Source organism: Pseudomonas sp. 30_B, assembly GCF_017491605.1.
Lineage (GTDB): Bacteria > Pseudomonadota > Gammaproteobacteria > Pseudomonadales > Pseudomonadaceae > Pseudomonas.
In genome coordinates, this window is record NZ_JAFGYY010000017.1 from 19,002 (window position 1) to 37,489 (window position 18,488).

The 18,488-nt window shown below is 66.9% G+C and carries 15 protein-coding genes; 13 read left to right on the plus strand and 2 right to left on the minus strand.

Features of this window, described 5'->3' with window-relative positions:
- Positions 1–117 precede the first annotated feature (117 nt).
- From paaZ to J5M67_RS18705, 12 genes are all read left to right on the plus strand, one after another.
- Positions 118–2,169, plus strand: a complete 2,052-nt coding sequence (gene paaZ, locus J5M67_RS18650) for a phenylacetic acid degradation bifunctional protein PaaZ (protein ID WP_207886819.1) — start codon at positions 118–120, stop codon at positions 2,167–2,169.
- Between the two features lie 991 nt (positions 2,170–3,160).
- A complete protein-coding gene (locus J5M67_RS18655; protein ID WP_207886820.1) occupies positions 3,161–4,312 on the plus strand; it encodes an amine dehydrogenase large subunit in 1,152 nt (383 codons plus the stop codon).
- Positions 4,313–4,326: 14 nt separating this feature from the next.
- Entirely contained in the window at positions 4,327–4,866 is a 540-nt protein-coding gene (locus J5M67_RS18660) for a MauE/DoxX family redox-associated membrane protein (RefSeq protein ID WP_207886821.1), read from the plus strand.
- A gap of 3 nt (positions 4,867–4,869) precedes the next feature.
- Positions 4,870–5,499 carry a methylamine dehydrogenase accessory protein MauD gene (mauD, locus tag J5M67_RS18665; RefSeq protein ID WP_207886822.1) on the plus strand — a complete coding sequence of 210 codons (630 nt, stop codon included), beginning with the start codon at positions 4,870–4,872 and terminating at the stop codon, positions 5,497–5,499.
- Positions 5,500–5,520: 21 nt separating this feature from the next.
- On the plus strand, positions 5,521–6,042 hold the full coding sequence (locus J5M67_RS18670) for a methylamine dehydrogenase light chain (protein ID WP_152223868.1): 522 nt from the start codon (positions 5,521–5,523) through the stop codon (positions 6,040–6,042).
- A 7-nt stretch (positions 6,043–6,049) separates the two neighbouring features.
- Positions 6,050–6,574: a cytochrome C gene (locus tag J5M67_RS18675; protein ID WP_207886823.1), complete on the plus strand. Its 525-nt coding sequence runs from the start codon at positions 6,050–6,052 to the stop codon at positions 6,572–6,574.
- Between the two features lie 367 nt (positions 6,575–6,941).
- Positions 6,942–8,258, plus strand: a complete 1,317-nt coding sequence (locus J5M67_RS18680) for an amino acid permease (protein ID WP_207886824.1) — start codon at positions 6,942–6,944, stop codon at positions 8,256–8,258.
- Complete coding sequence (locus J5M67_RS18685) at positions 8,251–9,525, plus strand: aspartate aminotransferase family protein (RefSeq protein WP_207886825.1); 1,275 nt, start codon at positions 8,251–8,253, stop codon at positions 9,523–9,525. Before J5M67_RS18680 ends, J5M67_RS18685 begins: the two co-directional genes overlap by 8 nt.
- Positions 9,526–9,534: 9 nt before the next feature.
- Entirely contained in the window at positions 9,535–10,569 is a 1,035-nt protein-coding gene (locus J5M67_RS18690) for a phosphotransferase enzyme family protein (RefSeq protein WP_207886826.1), read from the plus strand.
- A 92-nt stretch (positions 10,570–10,661) separates the two neighbouring features.
- Positions 10,662–11,609, plus strand: a complete 948-nt coding sequence (locus J5M67_RS18695; RefSeq protein WP_207886827.1) for a helix-turn-helix domain-containing protein — start codon at positions 10,662–10,664, stop codon at positions 11,607–11,609.
- A gap of 253 nt (positions 11,610–11,862) precedes the next feature.
- Entirely contained in the window at positions 11,863–13,188 is a 1,326-nt protein-coding gene (locus J5M67_RS18700; protein WP_207886828.1) for a hypothetical protein, read from the plus strand.
- A 78-nt stretch (positions 13,189–13,266) separates the two neighbouring features.
- Entirely contained in the window at positions 13,267–15,411 is a 2,145-nt protein-coding gene (locus J5M67_RS18705; RefSeq protein WP_207886829.1) for a methyl-accepting chemotaxis protein, read from the plus strand.
- Between the two features lie 647 nt (positions 15,412–16,058).
- On the opposite strand, the gene catA is transcribed toward J5M67_RS18705, so the two are convergent.
- Positions 16,059–16,991, minus strand: a complete 933-nt coding sequence (catA, locus tag J5M67_RS18710) for a catechol 1,2-dioxygenase (protein ID WP_207886830.1) — start codon at positions 16,989–16,991, stop codon at positions 16,059–16,061.
- Positions 16,992–17,016: 25 nt separating this feature from the next.
- On the minus strand, positions 17,017–17,547 hold the full coding sequence (hpaC, locus tag J5M67_RS18715; protein WP_207886831.1) for a 4-hydroxyphenylacetate 3-monooxygenase, reductase component: 531 nt from the start codon (positions 17,545–17,547) through the stop codon (positions 17,017–17,019).
- Positions 17,548–17,781: 234 nt separating this feature from the next.
- Between hpaC and J5M67_RS18720 the strand changes: the two genes are divergently transcribed.
- A complete protein-coding gene (locus tag J5M67_RS18720) occupies positions 17,782–18,426 on the plus strand; it encodes a response regulator transcription factor (protein WP_207886832.1) in 645 nt (214 codons plus the stop codon).
- The last annotated feature ends 62 nt before the right edge of the window (positions 18,427–18,488 follow it).

Below are 18,488 nucleotides of genomic sequence, written 5' to 3' on the forward strand. Positions count from 1 at the left end.
CGCCCCTAATCCGGCGGCATCGTTCCGCCAATTGATCAAGCGCCGCCAACGCCCACCCGGCGCGGCGGTCACCGGCAGAAGCCGGCCCCTTGCGTAGCGATCCGGAGGAAGACAACCATGGCCCAAGAGCCAATCCTGCAAAGTTTCATCGGCGGCCGCTGGGTCGGCCAGCACGGCGCCCAGGCGCTGCGTAGCGCGCTCAACGGCCAGACCGTGGCGCGCACCCACGAAGAGGCGCTGGACTTCGCCGAAGCCGTCGCCCATGCCCGCGAGCAGGGCCTCAGGGAACTGATGTCCATGGACTTCCAGCAGCGCGCCCAGCGCCTGAAAGCCCTGGCGCTGTATCTGACCGAGCGCAAGGAACAGCTCTACGAGATTTCCCGCCACAGCGGCGCCACCCGCGCCGACAGCTGGATCGACATCGAAGGCGGCGCCGGCACCCTGTTCGCCTACGCCGGCGTCGGCGGCCGCGAGCTGCCCTCGGGCAACGTCGTCCACGAAGGTCCGGCCATGCCGCTGGGCAAGACCGGCAAGTTCGCCGGCAGCCACATCCTGGTGCCGCGCGGCGGCATCGCCGTGCACATCAACGCCTTCAACTTCCCCATCTGGGGGATGCTGGAGAAATTCGCGCCGAGCTTCCTCGCCGGCATGCCGTGCATCGTCAAACCGGCCACCGCCACCAGTTACATCACCGAAGCCGCCGTGCGCGTGATGCACGAGTCCGGCTTGCTCCCCGCCGGCAGCCTGCAGCTGATCATCGGCGGCACCGGCGACCTGCTGGACCGCCTGCAGGGCCAGGACGTGGTGACCTTCACCGGCTCCGCCGACACCGCCGCCAAGCTGCGCGTGAACCCCAACCTGATCCGCAATTCCGTGCCGTTCAACGCCGAGGCCGACTCGCTGAACTGCGCCATCCTCGCCCCGGACGTCACCCCGGACGATGAAGAGTTCGACCTCTTCGTCAAGGAAGTGGCCCGCGAGATGACCACCAAGGCCGGACAGAAGTGCACCGCCATCCGCCGCGCCATCGCTCCCGCCAGGCACATCGACGTCGTGGCCGAGCGCCTGCGCGATCGCCTGGCCAAGGTCGTGGTCGGCGATCCCTCCGTAGAAGGCGTGAAGATGGGCGCCCTGGCCTCCCACGCCCAGCAGGCCGACGTCGCCGAGCGCGTCGAAGCGCTGCTGAAATCCAGCGAACTGGTCTTTGGCGCCAAAGACGGCTTCGCCCCGCGTGGCGACGGCGTCAACGGAGGCGCGTTCTTCGCCCCGACCCTGCTGCGCAGCAGCGATCCACATGCCGAAGGCGGCGCCCACGACATCGAGGCCTTCGGTCCGGTGAGCACCCTGATGGGCTACGACGACATCGACGAAGCCATCGCCCTCGCCGCCCGTGGCAAGGGCAGCCTGGTCGCCAGCCTGATCACCCGTGATCCGCAGGTAGCGGCGAAAGTCGTTCCGGCCATGGGCGCACTGCACGGCCGCCTGCACATCCTCGACCGCGAATCCGCCGCCGAATCCACCGGCCACGGCTCACCGCTGCCGGTGCTCAAGCACGGCGGTCCGGGCCGCGCCGGCGGCGGTGAAGAACTGGGCGGCCTGCGGGCGGTGAAGCACTACCTGCAACGCACTGCGGTACAGGGCTCACCGACCATGCTGATGGCCGTCACCGGCGAGTACGTGCGCGGCGCCCAGGTCTACGAGACCGAGGTGCACCCGTTCCGTCGCCATTTCGACGACCTGAAGATCGGCGAGTCGCTGCTGACCCACCGCCGCACCGTTACCGAAGCCGACCTGGTCAACTTCGGCTGCCTGTCGGGCGACCATTTCTACATGCACTTCGACGAACTGGCGGCGAAGGACTCGCAGTTCGGCAAGCGCATCGCCCACGGTTACTTCGTGCTCTCGGCGGCGGCCGGCCTGTTCGTCTCCCCCGGCGTCGGCCCGGTGCTGGCCAACTACGGCCTGGACACCCTGCGCTTCATCAATCCGGTGGGCATCGGCGACACCATCCAGGCGCGCCTGACCTGCAAGCGCAAGATCGACCAGGGCAAGAAGAGCCCCAAGGGCGAGCCGCAGGGCGTGGTGGCCTGGGACGTGGAAGTCACCAACCAGCTCGGCGAGCTGGTGGCCAGCTACGACATCCTGACCCTGGTGCTCAAGCGCGCCTGAGGCAGTTTCAACTCCGGTGTCACCCTCGACCGGCCTTCGGGCCGGTCTTTTTTTGCCTGCTGGTTGAGGGTGCCGCGCGTATTCCAGCCGGTTGGCCGGTTGATCGCGGACAGAGTCCCCTCCTACGGGAGCCTGACTCGCTTTGGGCTCTGGATTTTGTGGATTTCCAGAAGAGCATCCGCAGACACCGGAACGCCCCTTCAGGAGGCCGAGTGGAATCGGAGTTTCAGGGGTTGAGCGACATGGATGTCGCGAGAGCGTCGTCGGGCCAGGGATGGCCCGTCGACGCGTGCCCCTGAAACTTCGATGAAGCGAGGGAAGTCCCGCGAAGCGGGACCCGGATGCAGGGGCAAGACCTTTGGTTACTTTGCGTCGTTTGGCAAAGTAACTCGCCCGAGGGGGCGAAACAAAATGCCTCAGCACACACTGAAGCGGCGCAGAAACGCCGAACAAGACGGCGGATAACGCCTTAGGCGTTATCCGCCCTACGAAAAGAAGGAGCATCGCGGACGGAGTCCGCTCCTACGAGAGCTGCGCGCATCCGTAATGCCGTTGCTTTCTGTAGGGCGTACAACCGTTCGCGGTTGTACGCCGATACACCGTGCCCCACCATCAACGCCAGGGCCGAGATCGAAGCGCCCTGAAGCCAAGGCCAATCGGCGTATAACGTCGAACGTTATACGCCCTACGCGGCGGCCTCCCCTGGCAGAAAATCAAACACCGCCACATCTTCCCACCCAGGCGCCGCAAAGATTCCCCAAGCCCCCGCGCCAGCGTGCTCTAAAGTCATCCAGACCAATCCCCGCGCGCTCCGGACAAGCCCGCCATTCTCCCGCCGCCGGGCGCGACCACTCAGGCAGTAGTGGCACGGCCAGACAACCGATTGGCACGCAGAACAATTCCCCCGCACCCCGTCGCGGGCAGACTTGATCCGTAGAACCCTGCCACCTCTGACGCTCCACAATTCCAATAAATCCAGGGAGTCCACCTGATGCGAATAAACAGGATCCTCGCCAAGACGACACTGGCCCTCGGCGTGGCGCTTGCTTGCGTGCACGGCGCCTTCGCCGACCTACCGGCCGACAAGGGTATCGGCCAGACCACCCTCCCGTTCCCGCCCAGCCCGCACCGCGCCTACGTGGTCGACGTCGAGTTCGACAGCTTCGTCGCCGGCCGGGTAACGGTGATCGACGCCGACAACAAGCGCCTGCTGGGCATGGTCAGCACCGGTTTCGCCGCGCCCTCGACCCTGAGCCGCGACGGCAAGCTGCTGTACAGCGCCGACCTGTTCTATTCCCGCGGCACCCGTGGCACCCGCACCGACGTGCTGACCGCCTGGAACACCTCGACCCTGTCGCCGGACTGGGAAGTGGTGATCCCGTCCAAACGCGCCGAGTCGCTGACCCAGCGCTTCGGCATCGGCACCAGTTCCGACGACCGCTTCGTCTACGTCTACAACTTCACCCCGTCTACCTCGATCACCGTGGTCGACACCAAGGCCAAGTCCGTCTCCAGCGAAATCGCCATCCCCGGCTGCGTGCTCAGCTATCCGGTCGGCAAGCGCGGCATCGCCTCGCTGTGCGGCGACGGCAGCGTCCAGCTGGTGACCCTCGGCGACGACGGCAAGGAAACCGCCCGCAGCCGCACGCCGTTCTTCTCCCCGGACAAGGAGAAGCTGGTCGAGCGCGCCGTGAACGTCGGCGACACCTACTATTTCACCACCACCACCGGCACCGTTCGTGCCATCGACTTCTCCGGCAAGCAGCCCAAGGTCCTGCCCGAGTGGTCGCTGGTCACCGACGAAGAGAAGAAGGCCGGCTGGGCGCCGGGCGGCTGGCAGTTGATGGCCATCGCGCCGAAGCTGGATCGCCTCTACGTGCTGATGCATGACGCCCACGAGCCGATGAAGTGGGAAGACCCGAGCCCGATCATCTGGGCCTTCGACCTGAAGACCCACAAGAAGGTCGGCACCCTGGAAGGCAAGGCGCCGATCTGGAGCCTGCAGGCCACCAGCGACGCCAACCCGCTGCTGCTGGGCATCAACGTCGAGGGCGGCGTGGACATCTTCGACCTGAAGACCGGCAAGCTCACCGGGACCATGGAGAAGCTGCAGAAAACCGCGACTCAGATCATGAGTCACTGAGCGAGGCACAGCTCATGAACATCGACCCCATCTACATCATCGCCAGCGCCGTCTCCGTCTCGGTGATCCTGGCCAACGCCGCGACCCACAAGTTGCGCGCGCCGGGCCGCTTCACCCGGCAGCTGGACGACTACCAGTTGCTGCCCAAGGCACTGCTCAAGCCGGTCGCCCGTGGCCTGCCGCTGCTGGAGATCGGCGTCGCCTTCGCCCTGCTGGTTCCGGCCAGCCGGGCGGGCGCGGCACTGCTCGCCGCCCTGCTGCTGGCCCTGTACGCGGCCGCCATCGGCTTCAACCTGTGGCGCGGCCGCCGCGACATCGATTGCGGCTGCTCCGGCCCGGACCAGGCGCAACCGCTGCGCCCGGTGCTGCTGGCACGCAACGCCATTCTGGTCGCCCTGGCACTGGCCGCCGGCCTGTCGCCGCAGACCCGCGAACTCGGCTTGTTCGACGGCTTCGTGGTCATCGCCGCCAGCGCCACCGCCCTGCTCATCTACGCTGCCGCCGAAGGTCTTCTGTCCAACGGCCCCCGTCTGTTCAAACTTATTGGAAGGTGAACCATGGAAGCCCTGATCGTTTCCAACATCCTGCTCTGGGCCCTGCTGATCGCCCTGGCCTTCGCTGTCATGGGTCTGGTGCGCCAGATCGGCGTCCTCCACTCGCGCCTGGCCCCGGCCGGCGCCCTGATGGTCGACAAGGGCGTCGCGGTCAACGAACCCGCGCCCCAGGTCACCGCCGCTGACCGCAACGGCCGTCCGGTCAACTTCGGTTATGCCAGTGGCAAAGCCCAGCTGCTGTTCTTCCTCTCGCCGACCTGCCCGATCTGCAAGTCGCTGCTGCCGGCGATCAAATCCATCGCCAAGCAGCAGGCCGACCGCCTCGACGTGGTGTACGTCAGCGACGGCGACATGGACGCCCAGCAGGCGCTGATCCGCGAACACAAGCTGGAAGACGCGACCTACGTGGTCGGCCCGGAAGTCGGCATGACCTATCAGATCGGCAAGCTGCCCTACGCGGCGCTGATCGACCAGAACGGCATCCTGCGTTCCAAGGGCCTGGTCAACTCCCGCGAGCACCTGGACAGCCTGTTCGAGGCCGAGCACCTGGGCAGCGCCACCCTGCAGCAGTACCTGCACGGCCATGCCCACGCGCACGACCACGGCCACGACACCCCGCACTCCCACGCATAACGATAACGAAAGGAGATCCCCATGAAACTCCTCGACCTCCTGTTCGAGCGCTCCGCCCGTCACGTGGCCGACACCACTTCCCGCCGCAAGCTGCTCGGCCGCCTCGGCTCGCTGATGGTTGCCGGTGCCGCCCTGCCGGTGTTGCTGCCGATCGACCGCACCAGCAAGGCGCTGGCCGCCGAAGCCCCCAAGGCCGGCGATCCGGGCGACCCGAACAGCTGCGACTACTGGCGCTACTGCTCCATCGACGGCTTCCTCTGCTCCTGCTGCGGCGGTAGCGTGACCTCCTGCCCGCCGGGCACCGAGGCCTCCCAGGTGACCTGGATCGGCACCTGCCGCAACCCGTCGGATGGCAAGGACTACATCATTTCCTACAACGACTGCTGCGGTAAGCACAGCTGCAACCAGTGCGCCTGCACCCGCAACGACAGCGAGGAACCGGCCTACCGTCCGTTCAACAACAACGATGTGAACTGGTGCCTGGCCGCCAAGTCGCACATCTACCACTGCACCGTTTCGATCATCCGCGGCGTCGCGGTGTGAGGCGCCCATGCGCTCGCTGCTGATCGTCGGACTGGTCTGCGCCATGGCGGCTCCGCTCGCCATGGCCCGGGCCATCCCCAACCCGAACCAGAAACACGCGCCGGGCAACGAGTCGCCGCAGACGCCGATTGCCCAGGCCCACTACAGCACGGCGGTGAACTACCAGCTGCAGTGCGCCGGTTGCCACCTGGGCGACGGCGAAGGCTCGGCCGCCAACGACACGCCGCGCATGAAGGGCTTCGTCGGCAACTTCCTCAAGGTCGACGGCGGGCGCCAGTTCCTGGTGCGGGTGCCGGGGATGTCGCAGTCGGCGCTGAGCAATGCGCAACTGGCGGACCTGATCAACTGGATCATGCGCGAGGACGGCATGGCCGGTAAGAGCATGCCGGCCAACTACCAGCCGTACACCGAGCAGGAAGTCGCGGCGATCCGCCACGAGGCCATGCTCAACCTGCCCTCGACCCGCGCCGGGCTGATCAGCCAGATGCGCGCCAAGGGCATCGTCATCGACGATGGCATCAGCAAACCCTGACTCCTTTGGTCTCCTGCAGCCCGCCTCCGGCGGGCTTTTTTTTGCGCGCGGTCTTCATCCCCGCCTCGAGGTGCCCGCGCACTGCCGGCAAGGCCCGCGACGAGCTGGCTCCCACAAAAAGACCGCCCTGCGACTTTGCGCATTTCTGATATCGCCCTACCCCGCGCCCTTCGTACCTTTTCCCTGCCCGCCCCACCTGACGGCGGGCGCGTGCTTACCCCATAAAACAACAAGAAGGGCCCATTCCATGACTCCACGCATCCAACCCTCGGCACATGCCGAAAACCTCCCTTGCCCGCTGCGCTCCGGCGCGCGCGGCTGACTGCCGTTCACCCATTCGATCAATTACAGGCAAGGGACAACCACCATGCTCAAACAAGGCGTACTCCGCTGGCCCCAGATCGCCGGGCTCGGCATTTCACTGGTCATCGCCGGGCAGTTCTCCGGCTGGAACTACGGTCTGGCCAGCAGCGGCTGGGCCAACATGCTCGTCGCCACCCTGCTGATGGCCGTGCTCTGCGGCGGCCTGGCGCTGTGCGTGTGCGAACTCTCCACCGCGCGGCCCCACGCCGGCGGCGTATTCGCCTACGCGCAGCTAGCCTTCGGGCCCTTCGTCGGTTACCTGGTCGGCGCCGCCTGCGCACTAGCGCTGACCATCGGCACCGGTGCTGCCGCCAACTTCCTCGCCGCCTACATGGAGTCGGTGTTCGGCTTCGGCGGCTGGCCGGTACGCATCGGCCTGTTCGCGGTGATCATCGGCATCCACATCATCGGCGTCGGCGAGGCCCTCGGGCTGACCCTGCTGGCCGGCGCCGTGGCCGCCATCGCGCTGCTGGCCTTCGGCGGCGCCATGCTGCCGCACGTGCACTGGGAAAACCTCCTGCCAAGCGCCGGCAGTACAGTGCCGGGCGTGAGCGTCGCCGGCGTTTTCGCCTGCGTGCCCTTCGCCATCTGGATGTTCATCTGCCTGGAACAGGTCGCCTCCGCCGCCGAGGAAGCCGCCGATCCGGGCCGCAGCATGCCGCGCGGGATCATCGCCGCCGTCGGCACCTTGCTGCTGACCGCACTCACCGTGGTGATCAGCGCGCCGGGTGCGGCTGGGGTGGACGTGGTCGGCAACGCCGGTGACCCGCTGTACGCCGCAATGACCCACGGCGGGCTCTACGGCGAGCGCGACTGGCTGCCGCTGCTGGTGGGCTCCGGCGCCGTGTGCGGCCTGCTGGCGACCTTCTTCTCGGTGGTTTTCTCCGCCTCCCGCCAGCTGTTCGCCCTGGCCCGTGACGGCTTCTTCCCCGCCGCGCTGGCCCGCACCAACCGCCGTGGCGCGCCCTACGTCGCCCTGCTGGTGCTGACCGTGATCGGCCTGCCGCTGACCCTGGTGCCGCCGGAGAAACTCCTGCTGTGCATCGTCCTGCTGCTGGGCAGCTGCCACCTGGTGCTGTTCGCCGCCTACCTGCGTCTGCACCGCAGCCAGCCGGGCCTGGCCCGCCCGTTCCGCCTGCGTGGCGGCCCCATCGTCGCGGCCATCGGCATGTTGCTGACGCTGGTGGTGATCGCCGCCTGCTTCCAGCTGGAAGTAGCCATGCTCAGCGCCCTGGCCCTGGTGGTCGCCGCGCTGGTTCTCAATTACCTGCTGCGCGCCACTCGCGCGGGCAAGCCTCTGGAGAGTGCCGAAAATGTCTGAATCCACCCTGCTGCAGCGCCGCCACCAGGTCATGGGCGATGCCTCGCCGCTGTTCTACGACGAGCCGCTGGAACTGGTGAAAGGCGAAGGCGTCTGGCTGATCGACGCCGCCGGCAAGCGCTACCTGGATTGCTACAACAACGTGCCCTGCGTCGGCCACTGCCATCCGAAGGTGGTGGCGGCCATGGCCGAGCAGGCGGCGACGCTGAACATCCACACCCGCTACCTCAACGAGCGCGTGGTGCGCTACGCCGAGCGCCTCACCGCGACCTTCGCCGAACCGCTGGACAGCCTGATGTTCACCTGCACCGGCAGCGAGGCCAACGAACTGGCCCTGCGCATGGCGCGCTTCGCCACCGGCAACAAGGGCGTGATCGTCAGCGACTACAACTACCACGGCAACACCACCACACTGGCGGCCGTGACCACCGCGCTGCCCAGCTCCGAGCCTTTCTCGGCCCACGCGCGGGCCGTGCCGATCCCCTGCCTCTACCATGCCGACGGCACGCCCGAGCAGGTCGCCGAGCGCTACGTGGCCAAGGTCGCGCAAGCCATCGCCGAGCTGCAGGCCGCCGGCGTCGGCCTGGCGGCCATGCTGATCGACACGCTGTTCGCCAACGAGGGCATCCCGCGCCTGCCGGCCGGCTATCTGGAGCGTGTGGCGAAGCTGGTGCGCGAGGCCGGCGGCCTGCTGATCACCGACGAGGTCCAATCGGGTTTCGCCCGCACCGGCGACCACCTGTGGGGCCACCAGTCGCACCCGCTGGTGCCCGACATCGTCACCCTCGGCAAGCCCATGGGCAACGGCTTCCCCCTGGCGGGCGTGGTGACCAGCCGCGAGCGCGTGGAGGCCTTCGGCCGCAGCAACCTGTACTTCAACACCTTCGGCGGCTCGCCGGTGGCCGCGGCCGTCGGCCAGGCGGTGCTGGACGTGATTGCCGAAGAGGACCTGCAAGGCAATGCGCGGCGCCAGGGCGCCAAGCTCAGCGCCGGGCTGCAGCGCCTCGCCGAGCGCCACCCGATCATCGGCGACGTCCGTGGCCAGGGCCTGTTCTTCGCCGTGGAACTGGTACGCGACCGCGCCAGCCGCGAACCGGCCGGCCTCGAAGCTCGGCGCATTATCAACACCCTGCGCCGGCGCGGCGTGCTGATCAGCAAGATCGGCGCCGACGACAACATCCTCAAGATCCGCCCGCCACTGGTGTTCGAGGCCGAGCACGGCGAGCTGTTCATCGACACCCTGGACCAGGTCCTGAGCGAACTCTGAGGAGCCACCATGAACGACTTTTCCAAGGCTTGTTTCGCAGAGCTTGATCACCACCAGCAAATCGCCTGCCTGCGCGAGCTGGCGCTGGACGCACTGCGCCACTGGGACGGCGACTTCGTCGGGCTGGAACTGCTGAAGTACCGCGAGAACGCGGTGTTCTGCGCCACCCGCAGCGACGGCACGCGCAGCGCCCTGCGCGTGCACCGCGGCGGCTACCACAGCGAAGCCGCGCTGCGCTCCGAACTGGCCTGGATGGAACAGCTGGCCGCCGGCGGCATCGGCGTGCCGAGCATCATCCGCACCCGCAGCGGCGAGCATCTGGCCGAAGTACGCAGCGCCGCGCTGGCGGAGCCGCGCTTCGTCGACATGCTCGGCTGGCTTTCCGGCAGCACCCTGGGCTCCGCCGAACAGGGCCTGAGCGCCGATGGTGACATCGAGGCGCTGTTCCATCAGGCCGGCGTCGTGGCGGCGCGCATCCACCTGAATTCTGCGCAGTGGCGCCAGCCCAACGAATTCACCCGGCACGCCTGGGACGAGGAAGGGCTGGTGGGCGCTAACCCGTTCTGGGGGCGTTTCTGGGAGCTCGACCTGCTCAGCGCGGAGCAACGCGAGTTGCTCCAGCGCGCGCGCCAGGAAGCTCGCCTCGACCTGCGCCGCTACGGCCGAACCTTAAACAACTTCGGCATGATCCACGCCGACCTGGTGCCGGAGAACCTGCTGCTCGAGGGCGGCGAACTGCAGTTGATCGACTTCGACGATGCCGGCTTCGGCTGGCACATGTTCGAACTGGCCACCGCGCTGTACTTCTGCCTGGACGACCCGCGCCTGGCGCAGATCCAGGCCGCGCTGCTGGCCGGCTACGACTCGGTCAAGCCGCTGTCCGCCGCCGACCGTGCCGCCCTGCCGCTGTTCCTCGCCCTGCGCGGCACCACCTACCTGGGCTGGGTGCACACCCGGCGCAACAGCGAAACCGCGCGGGAACTGGCGCCCATGCTGATCGAGCGGGCCTGTACACTGGCCGCCGCCTACCTCGCCAGTCGCTGAATCTGGCAGAGCGCCGCAACACCCTGGCGCGCAGGCACAAGCCTGCGTGCCATTGCTGACCGATACTCGGCGCACAACCGAGGTGAACCGCAATGACCGGCATCGCCCGCCACCAGGCAACCGACTCCGATGAACTGGCCTGCGCCCTCGCCGGCTGGAGCCAGGACTACACCCAGCTCGGCCACGGCCGCCTGCAGGCGGAGCTGCTGCATGTGCAGTTGCCCGACGCATCGCTGATCTACGAACACTCCAACCTGCACCTGCACGAGAACATGGCGCCGCCCGCCGGCCACCTGGTGATCGGCATTCCCCTGCGCGCCAACGACGATTCACGCTTCAACGGCCAGCCCCTGCACGACGACACCCTGCTGGTGCTCGAAGGCGGCCGCGAGCTGGAAATCTGCGCCGCTGGCGAAATCCACATGCTCGGCCTGACCTTCAGCCCGCCGCAGCTGGACCGCCTGCTCGGCGCCGAGGAACGCGGACTCTTCGAGCGTGCGCTGGAGCAACGGCGCCTGCAGCTTTCGCCGACCGGCGCAAACGACCTGCGCCGCAGCCTGTGCGACGCCATCGCCACCTTCGAGCGCGAGCCCTGGCGGGTGATCGACCCGCAGCAGGCCGGCCATGCCGTCGACCTGGTGCTCAGCCGCGTGCTGCAAGCGCTGGAGGAAGTCCTCCCCGGCGGTGATCGCGAAGACACACCGCGCTCGCTGCAGCAGCATCGCCGGTTGGTGCTGGCAGCCATCGAGCGGATGCAGGCGGACCTTTCCGAACCGCTGTCGCTACTGAAACTGAGCCAGAGCCTGAACACCAGCCAGCGCACCCTGCAGTATTGCTTCCGGCAGATCTGCCAGAGCACGCCGCAGCAATTCCTCCTCAGCCTGCGCCTGGCCGAGGCGCGCCGCCGGCTCAAGCTGGAGCCGCAGCAGAGCATCACCCACCTGGCCCTGGACCTGGGCTTTGCCATCTCCAGCCATTTCTCGACCCTGTTCAAGCGGCTCTACGCCGAGCAGCCATCGCTGATCTCCCGCTCGCGCTGAGTTTTTGCTCTTCGTAGGAGCGAGCTTGCTCGCGAACCCGCTTGACGCTGGCGTCGCCGGATGGCTCGTTCGCGAGCAAGAACTGGGCGTCCCCTCGCTCCTACAAAAAAGCGGTCAAGCTATCAGCGATCCGATCTGGCAATCACACACAATCACTTGGCAGACAGGAACAACGGCTCGGGGCCACCCCTTACTTAGCATCGGCAGAAGTCACATCCCCTCAATCGACAATAACGAATCGGATGCCTTCACCATGACCCACGCCGCCATGCTGCGCCCCACCCTGCTCGCCCTGCTCATTGCCGGGGCCGGCAATGTCAGCGCCTACGAACTGTATGCCGACGACGACACCCACCTGAACGCCAACCTGGAAGCCACCTTCGGCATCTTCCACAGCCAGGAGAACTACGCGCCGAGCGGCCGCCTGAGCGAGGGCTCGTCGTCCTGGCGCGAGGGCTACGTGAAGTACGGCCTGAGCTTCGACCAGGGCCTGGCCGGCGCAGGCACCACCTACGGCGCCTTCGGCCTGCTCAGTTCCGGCACCTGGGGTGACGGCGACGCCGCCGGCTTCAGCGATGGCTCCGAGCGCACCACCAAGATCGAGGACGCCTCCCTCGGCTGGCGTTCCGCGGGCCTGTTCTCCGCCCTGGGCGAGGACGGTGTGGACCTCTCCTTCGGCCGCCAGAACATCGTGGTCGGCGACGGCTTCCTGATCGACGGCGACGCGCTGAACCTCGGCAAGGGCGTGGCCGATGGCGAATTCAACCGGGGCGGCGCCTACTACCTGGCGGCGCGCAAGAACTTCGACGAAACCGCCGTGCTGCGCCTGGGCGGCAAGGAAGGCTGGCGCAGCGACCTGATGTGGCTGAAATCCGACAACCGCGCCCAGGCCAAGTCCGAGCTCTACGTCGGCACCCTGGAGCACGTGGCCAAGGAAGTCACCGTCGGCCTGACCTACATCGACGTCACCGACATCGACGAGCAATACGCCTCGCCCCTCCAGCTCGACCGCCGCGACATGAAGACCTACAGCCTGCGCGCCACCGGCAATGCCGGCGTGGAGAACCTGTTCCTCTCCGGCGAATACGCCGAGCAGGACAAGCGCCACGTCGACAATGAGGACGCCTGGTACCTCGAAGCCGGCTGGACCTTCAAGGACGTGGCCTGGACGCCGGGCATCAGCTACCGCTACAGCCGCTTCTCGGAGAACTACGACACCCTGTTCTACGGCTTCAGCCGTGGCTACGGCACCTGGTTCCAGGGTGAGGTCGCGGGCAACTACGCCGGCCCCTTCAACAGCAACAGCAAGATCCAGCAGCTCACCTTCAAGGTCTCCCCGCTGGAGAACCTGAACCTCGGCGCGATGCTGTTCGACTTCAAGACCCTCGACAAGGACCTGGGCAACACCGACGGCCAGGAACTGGACCTGTACGCCGAATGGGGCGTCACCCAGAACCTGATGGTGATGCCGCTGATCGGCCTCTACCAGCCGGACAAGAGCGCCGAGCAAGGCGGCACCCAACTGGGCAACAACGACACCAACCTGTACAGCCAGGTGGTCTTCTCCTTCATGTACTGACCACGGTCGCACATGACGCCACGGGGCGGTCGCTGCAAGGCGCCGCCCCGTTCCTGTTTCTGCATCAGGTGCCTTCCCATGCCCACTCCGACCCTGAATATCCAGAGCAAGATCGTCCTGCTCGCCAGCCTCTGCCTGATCCTGGTAGTCACCCTGCTGGTCGGCCTGTCCCTCTACCAGAACCAGCAGAGCACCAGCCGCGTGAAGGACGCCAGCCGGCAAATGCTGGCCAGCGCCGCCGAGACCAACCTGCAGGCCCAGGGCAAGGTGCAGGCGTTGCAACTGCAACGCCTGTTCCTGCGTACCTACGACTATGGCCAGGGCCTGAGCCGCCAGCTGCTGAGCCTGCGCGCCCAGGCGGCACGCGGCGAGATCGACGCGCGAACCTTGCGCCAGCGCCTGACCCATGAGCTGCGCGACGCCATCGCCGGCAAGGCCGACCTGCTCGGCCTTTACCTGATCTTCGAACCCCAGGCGCTGGACAGGGCCGACGCGCAGTTCCAGGGCGACGCCGAGGCCGGCAGCAACGAGACCGGGCGTTTCTCCGTCTACTGGGTACGCGGCGAAGGCGGCACGCCCACGCCGGTGATCGGTGACGAGAAAACCCTCTCCGACACTTCCCCCGGCCCCAGCGGCAAGCCCTACAACGCCTTCTACACCTGCCCGCGCGACAGCCGCCAGGCGTGCGTACTCGATCCCTATTCCGACGATGCCTCCGGCACCCGCCGGCTGGTCACCAGCGTCGCCTTTCCGCTGTTGGAGGATGGCCGCGTGATCGCCGTGGTCGGCCTCGACATCAGCCTCGACAGCCTGCAGCAGAACGCCCGGTCCAGCGCCGCCGGCCTGTACAACGGCAGCGGGCGCATCAGCATCCTCAGCCCGGCCGGGGTGATTGCCGGCAACAGCCAGGACGCCGCGACGGTCGGCAAGCGCCTGCACGACGTGCAGCCCGCCAATGCCAACGATCTGTTAGCTGCCCAGCAACGCAACCAGCCGTTCACGCTTGGCGATGCCGAACAGATACAGGTGCTCGAACCGCTGCGGCCGATCGACGGCGCCGCACCCTGGGGCGTGCTGCTCAGCGTGCCGCACGCCACCCTGATGGCCCCGGCCGTCAGCCTGCAACGCGCCATGGATGATGAACGCGTCCACGGTTCGATGATCGAGTTCGGCGTTGGCCTGCTGCTCAGCCTGCTCGGCATCGTGCTCGTCTGGCTCACCGCCCGTGGCGTCACCCGCCCTCTGTTGCGTCTGGCCGGCATGGTCGAGGCCATTGCCGACGGCGATGGCGACCTTACCCGCCGCCTCGACTACAGCCGCCGCGACGAGCTGGGCCGGGTGGCGCAGGGCTTCAACCGCTTCCTCGACAAACTGCAGCCGGTGATGGGCCAGTTGCAGGGCGCGGTGAGCGACACCCGCGCCACCGCCGACCGCTCGGCGCTGGTCGCCCGCGAGGCCAGCGACGGCATGCAGCAGCAGTTCCGCGAGATCGACCAGGTGGCGACAGCACTGCACGAGATGACCGCCACCGCCCAGGACTCCGCGCGCAACGCCGCCCAGGCCGCCGCAGCCGCCGGCCAGGCCGACCAGTCTGCACGTGAAGGCCTGGACGTGATCGCCCACGCCACCCAAGGCATCGGCGAACTCGCCCGAGGCATGACCACCGCCATGGCCCAGGTGCAGGCCCTAGCCGAACGCAGCGAACAGATCGGCCAGGTGCTGGAGGTGATCCGCTCCATCGCCGAGCAGACCAACCTGCTCGCCCTCAACGCCGCCATCGAAGCCGCCCGCGCCGGCGAACAGGGTCGCGGGTTCGCCGTGGTGGCCGACGAGGTGCGTGGACTGGCGCAGCGTACACAGAGCTCGGTGGAGGAAATCCGCGAGGTCATCGCCAACCTGCAAAGCGGCACCCGTGAGGTCGCCCAGGCCATGCACGGCAGCCACGGTCAGGCGCAACACAACGTCGGCCAGGTGCAGCAGGCGGTAGAGGCGCTGCAACGCATCGCCCACTCGGTCAACCTGATCAGCGAGATGAACCTGCAGATCGCCAGCGCCGCGGAGGAACAAAGCTGCGTCGCCGAGGAGATCAACCGCAACATCGAAGCCATCCGCAACGTGACCCATTCGCTGTCGGGGCAGGCGGAACAGTCGGCGCAGGTCAGCCACCGGCTGAACGAGATGGCGGATTACCAGCGACAGTTGATTCAGCGGTTCAGGGCTTGAGGCACGGATCGTGAGCCGTTGCGGAATGTGCTTTCGTAGGAGCGGACTCCGTCCGCGATAGCCCAGGCACAAGAACATCGCGGACGGAGTCCGCTCCTACGGGTGCTCGTCTGGATGGATTGGTGCCGAGCGGGCCCCTCACCCCAGCCCTCTCCCCAAGGAGAGGGGGCTGATCGTGCTGGCAAGTGGCACGGTGTTCGCCGGGGCGAATGTTTGCAGGAACAGACCCTGCCCGCGAAGGCGCAGGAACGTAGGGCGTATAACGTTCGACGTTATACGCCGTTTGACCTCGTTCCCAGGTGCTTCGGCGCAGCCTTGACGCCCGCGACGGCTGCGGTGTGTCGGCGTACAACCGCGAACGGTTGTACGCCCTACGCCAGGTAGGACCTTCGCGTAGGGCGTATAACACTCCGCGTTATACGCCGATTGGCCGTGGTCCGAAGACACTCCGAACTCGGCCTCGAAGCTGGTGATCAGGCAAAGTACATCGGCGTACAACCGCGAACGGTTGTGCGCCCTACGGTGCTTGAAGGAGCGGGGCGGCAATCGGCGGGACAAGCTTTTGTAGGAGCGGACTCCGTCCGCGATAGCCCAGCCACGAGAGCATCGCGGACGGAGTCCGCTCCTATGGGGACATCACAGCAGGATCAGGCGCCCTGCACCTGCAATGCACGCGGTCGCTGGCTGCGCTGCTCGGCGTCCGCACCCACCGCCTTCTGCAACAGGAAGTTGAACTGCAGTTCGGCATAACGGCCCGCCACACCCCGCGCGACGTCCTCGCGGAACTCCACTTCACCCACCAGCCCGTCGCGGGTGGCGTAGGCGAAGTCGTCCCACAGGTACTCATCGCCCGACAGGTTTATCTGCGTGGTCAGGTGGCGATACCCCGGCGCCGAGATGAAGAAGTGGATATGCGCCGGACGCTGGCCATGACGGCCGAGCAGGTTCAGGGCTTCCTGGGTGGTGCCGGCCGGCGGGCAACCGTAGCCGCTCGGCACGATGCTGCGCGCCTTGTAGCGGCCCAGGGCGTCGGTGACGATGCGGCGGCGCAGATTGAACTCGGACTGGCTCTGGTCGAAGTAGGAATACATGCCCTTGGTATTGGCGTGCCACAGGTCGACGATGGCGCCGGCGATGGGGTTGCCGTCCAGGTCCAGCACCTGGCCTTCGAGGAACATCGGGGTGGCAACGCCCGCCTCGCTGCCATCGTCCATGTGCGCCTGGCCTTCGCACAGCGGCGCGCCGGCCACGTACAGCGGGCCCTCGATGGTGCGCGGAGTGCCGCCGGTGAGGCCGGCCTGTTCGTCGCGGGCGTCCTGCAGCAGGTCGAGGAAGTGTTCGAGGCCCAGACCCGCCACCAGCAGGCCGGCTTCCTGGCCGGCGCCCATGCGGTTGAGATAGTCCACCGCCTTCCAGAACTCGTCGTCGGTGACCTGCATGTCCTCGATGATGCGCACGGCATCGATGAGGATGCGGTTGATCAGCGCCTTGAAGCGCGGGCTGCCCTGGTCGTTGCCATAGCCGGCGGCTTCCTGGAAGAACCTCTGGATGTCGGCGGACTGGGAAATCTTCACGGTCATGCGGGGTTACCTCGTCTTGTTGTTATCAACGCCCGGCGGCGTGGATCGCCGATGGGGCGGTGCGGTCGACGCGGTGGAACAGGCGGTTGAAGTAGACGAGGCTGTCGCCCTGCTCGCGCACGGACACCTGGTCCAGCTCGACGAACATCACCGAGTGCGAACCCACTTCCTTGCACTCGCTGATCCGTCCCCCCAGGGTCACCAGCGCATCGCGCAGCACCGGCGCCTCGGGGCAGGCGCTGTCCCACAGGTCCCAGGCGAAGCGCTCCTCCATGGGCACGCGGGTCATCCCGGCGAAGTGCCGTGCCAGCTCTTCCTGCTCGCCACGCAGCACGTTCACGCAGAGGTAGCCGTTGTTGCGGAACACGTCGTGGCTGGCGCTGTTGCGGTTGATGCAGACCAGCACCGTCGGCGGCGAATCGGTGACCGAGCACACCGCGCTGGCGGTGATGCCGCAGCGTCCGCCGGGGCCGTTGCTGGTAATGATGTTCACCGCCGCCGGCAGCTGGGCCATGGCGTTGCGGAAGTCGATCTGGGTCTGGCTAAGGTCGGCCATCTCGGCACCCTTCCTCTCGGGGGACCACACGCAAAGCGGTCCGTGACTGATGGAACGAGAGTAAGCGCCGATGCCAGGCGGAAATATTCGGACGAACTCCATACCGAGGAGAGATCGCCGCTAGTCATCTAGGGGGTTTCTTTATCGTCAGCGAGGGTTCCAGTCGTTATGCTCCCTGACATGCCTTGCGCCCCTCGGGGCGAAAAATAATTAGAAATGCCGTGGTAGCCCGAAATGGAAACCCGTAAACCCGTTGTGTACATCGTCGACGACGACAAGGACCTGCGCACCTCGCTGGCCTGGCTGCTCGAATCGGTCAGCGTGCAGGCCCTGTGCTTCGCCGGCGCCGACGAATTCCTCGCCCACTACGATCCCGACCTGCCCGCCTGCCTGGTGGTGGACGTGCGCATGCCGGAGACCAGCGGCTTCCAGCTGCAGGAAATCCTCAACGAGCGCGGCATCGCGCTGCCGACCCTGTTCGTCTCGGCCCATGGCGACATCCCCATGTCGGTGAAGGCGATGAAGAACGGCGCCATCGACTTCGTCGAGAAGCCCTACAACCCGCAGCAGATGCTCGAACGCATCCAGGCCGCGCTGAAGGACGCCGTGCAGGTGCACGCCGGCGCGACCCAGCGCCAGCACTTGCAGAGCAAGCTCGACCTGCTCACCGGCCGCGAACGCGAAGTGCTGGGCATGGTCATCGACGGCAAGGCGAGCAAGGTCATCGCCCGCGAGCTGAACATCAGCGTGAAGACCGTCGACGTGCACCGCACCAAGATCAAGGAAAAGATGGGCGTGTCGAGCATCGCCATGCTGGTGCGGGAAGTGCTCGACCTGGGCGGGAAGGAGACGGCGGTGAAGCAGGTTGGGCGAGGGTAAGGTACCCAATACATGTAGGAGCGAGCTTGCTCGCGAACGGACCTCCCGGCAGCATCGGAGCT

Coding starts and splice junctions, on each gene's coding strand:
- J5M67_RS18690 (WP_207886826.1), top strand. CDS start 9,535: ATGAACGACTTTTCCAAGGCTTGTTTCGCAGAGCTTGATCACCACCAG.
- J5M67_RS18705 (WP_207886829.1), top strand. CDS start 13,267: ATGCCCACTCCGACCCTGAATATCCAGAGCAAGATCGTCCTGCTCGCC.
- J5M67_RS18675 (WP_207886823.1), top strand. CDS start 6,050: ATGCGCTCGCTGCTGATCGTCGGACTGGTCTGCGCCATGGCGGCTCCG.
- J5M67_RS18670 (WP_152223868.1), top strand. CDS start 5,521: ATGAAACTCCTCGACCTCCTGTTCGAGCGCTCCGCCCGTCACGTGGCC.
- mauD (WP_207886822.1), top strand. CDS start 4,870: ATGGAAGCCCTGATCGTTTCCAACATCCTGCTCTGGGCCCTGCTGATC.
- J5M67_RS18700 (WP_207886828.1), top strand. CDS start 11,863: ATGACCCACGCCGCCATGCTGCGCCCCACCCTGCTCGCCCTGCTCATT.
- hpaC (WP_207886831.1), bottom strand. CDS start 17,547: ATGGCCGACCTTAGCCAGACCCAGATCGACTTCCGCAACGCCATGGCC.
- paaZ (WP_207886819.1), top strand. CDS start 118: ATGGCCCAAGAGCCAATCCTGCAAAGTTTCATCGGCGGCCGCTGGGTC.
- J5M67_RS18695 (WP_207886827.1), top strand. CDS start 10,662: ATGACCGGCATCGCCCGCCACCAGGCAACCGACTCCGATGAACTGGCC.
- J5M67_RS18680 (WP_207886824.1), top strand. CDS start 6,942: ATGCTCAAACAAGGCGTACTCCGCTGGCCCCAGATCGCCGGGCTCGGC.
- J5M67_RS18660 (WP_207886821.1), top strand. CDS start 4,327: ATGAACATCGACCCCATCTACATCATCGCCAGCGCCGTCTCCGTCTCG.
- catA (WP_207886830.1), bottom strand. CDS start 16,991: ATGACCGTGAAGATTTCCCAGTCCGCCGACATCCAGAGGTTCTTCCAG.
- J5M67_RS18655 (WP_207886820.1), top strand. CDS start 3,161: ATGCGAATAAACAGGATCCTCGCCAAGACGACACTGGCCCTCGGCGTG.
- J5M67_RS18720 (WP_207886832.1), top strand. CDS start 17,782: ATGGAAACCCGTAAACCCGTTGTGTACATCGTCGACGACGACAAGGAC.
- J5M67_RS18685 (WP_207886825.1), top strand. CDS start 8,251: ATGTCTGAATCCACCCTGCTGCAGCGCCGCCACCAGGTCATGGGCGAT.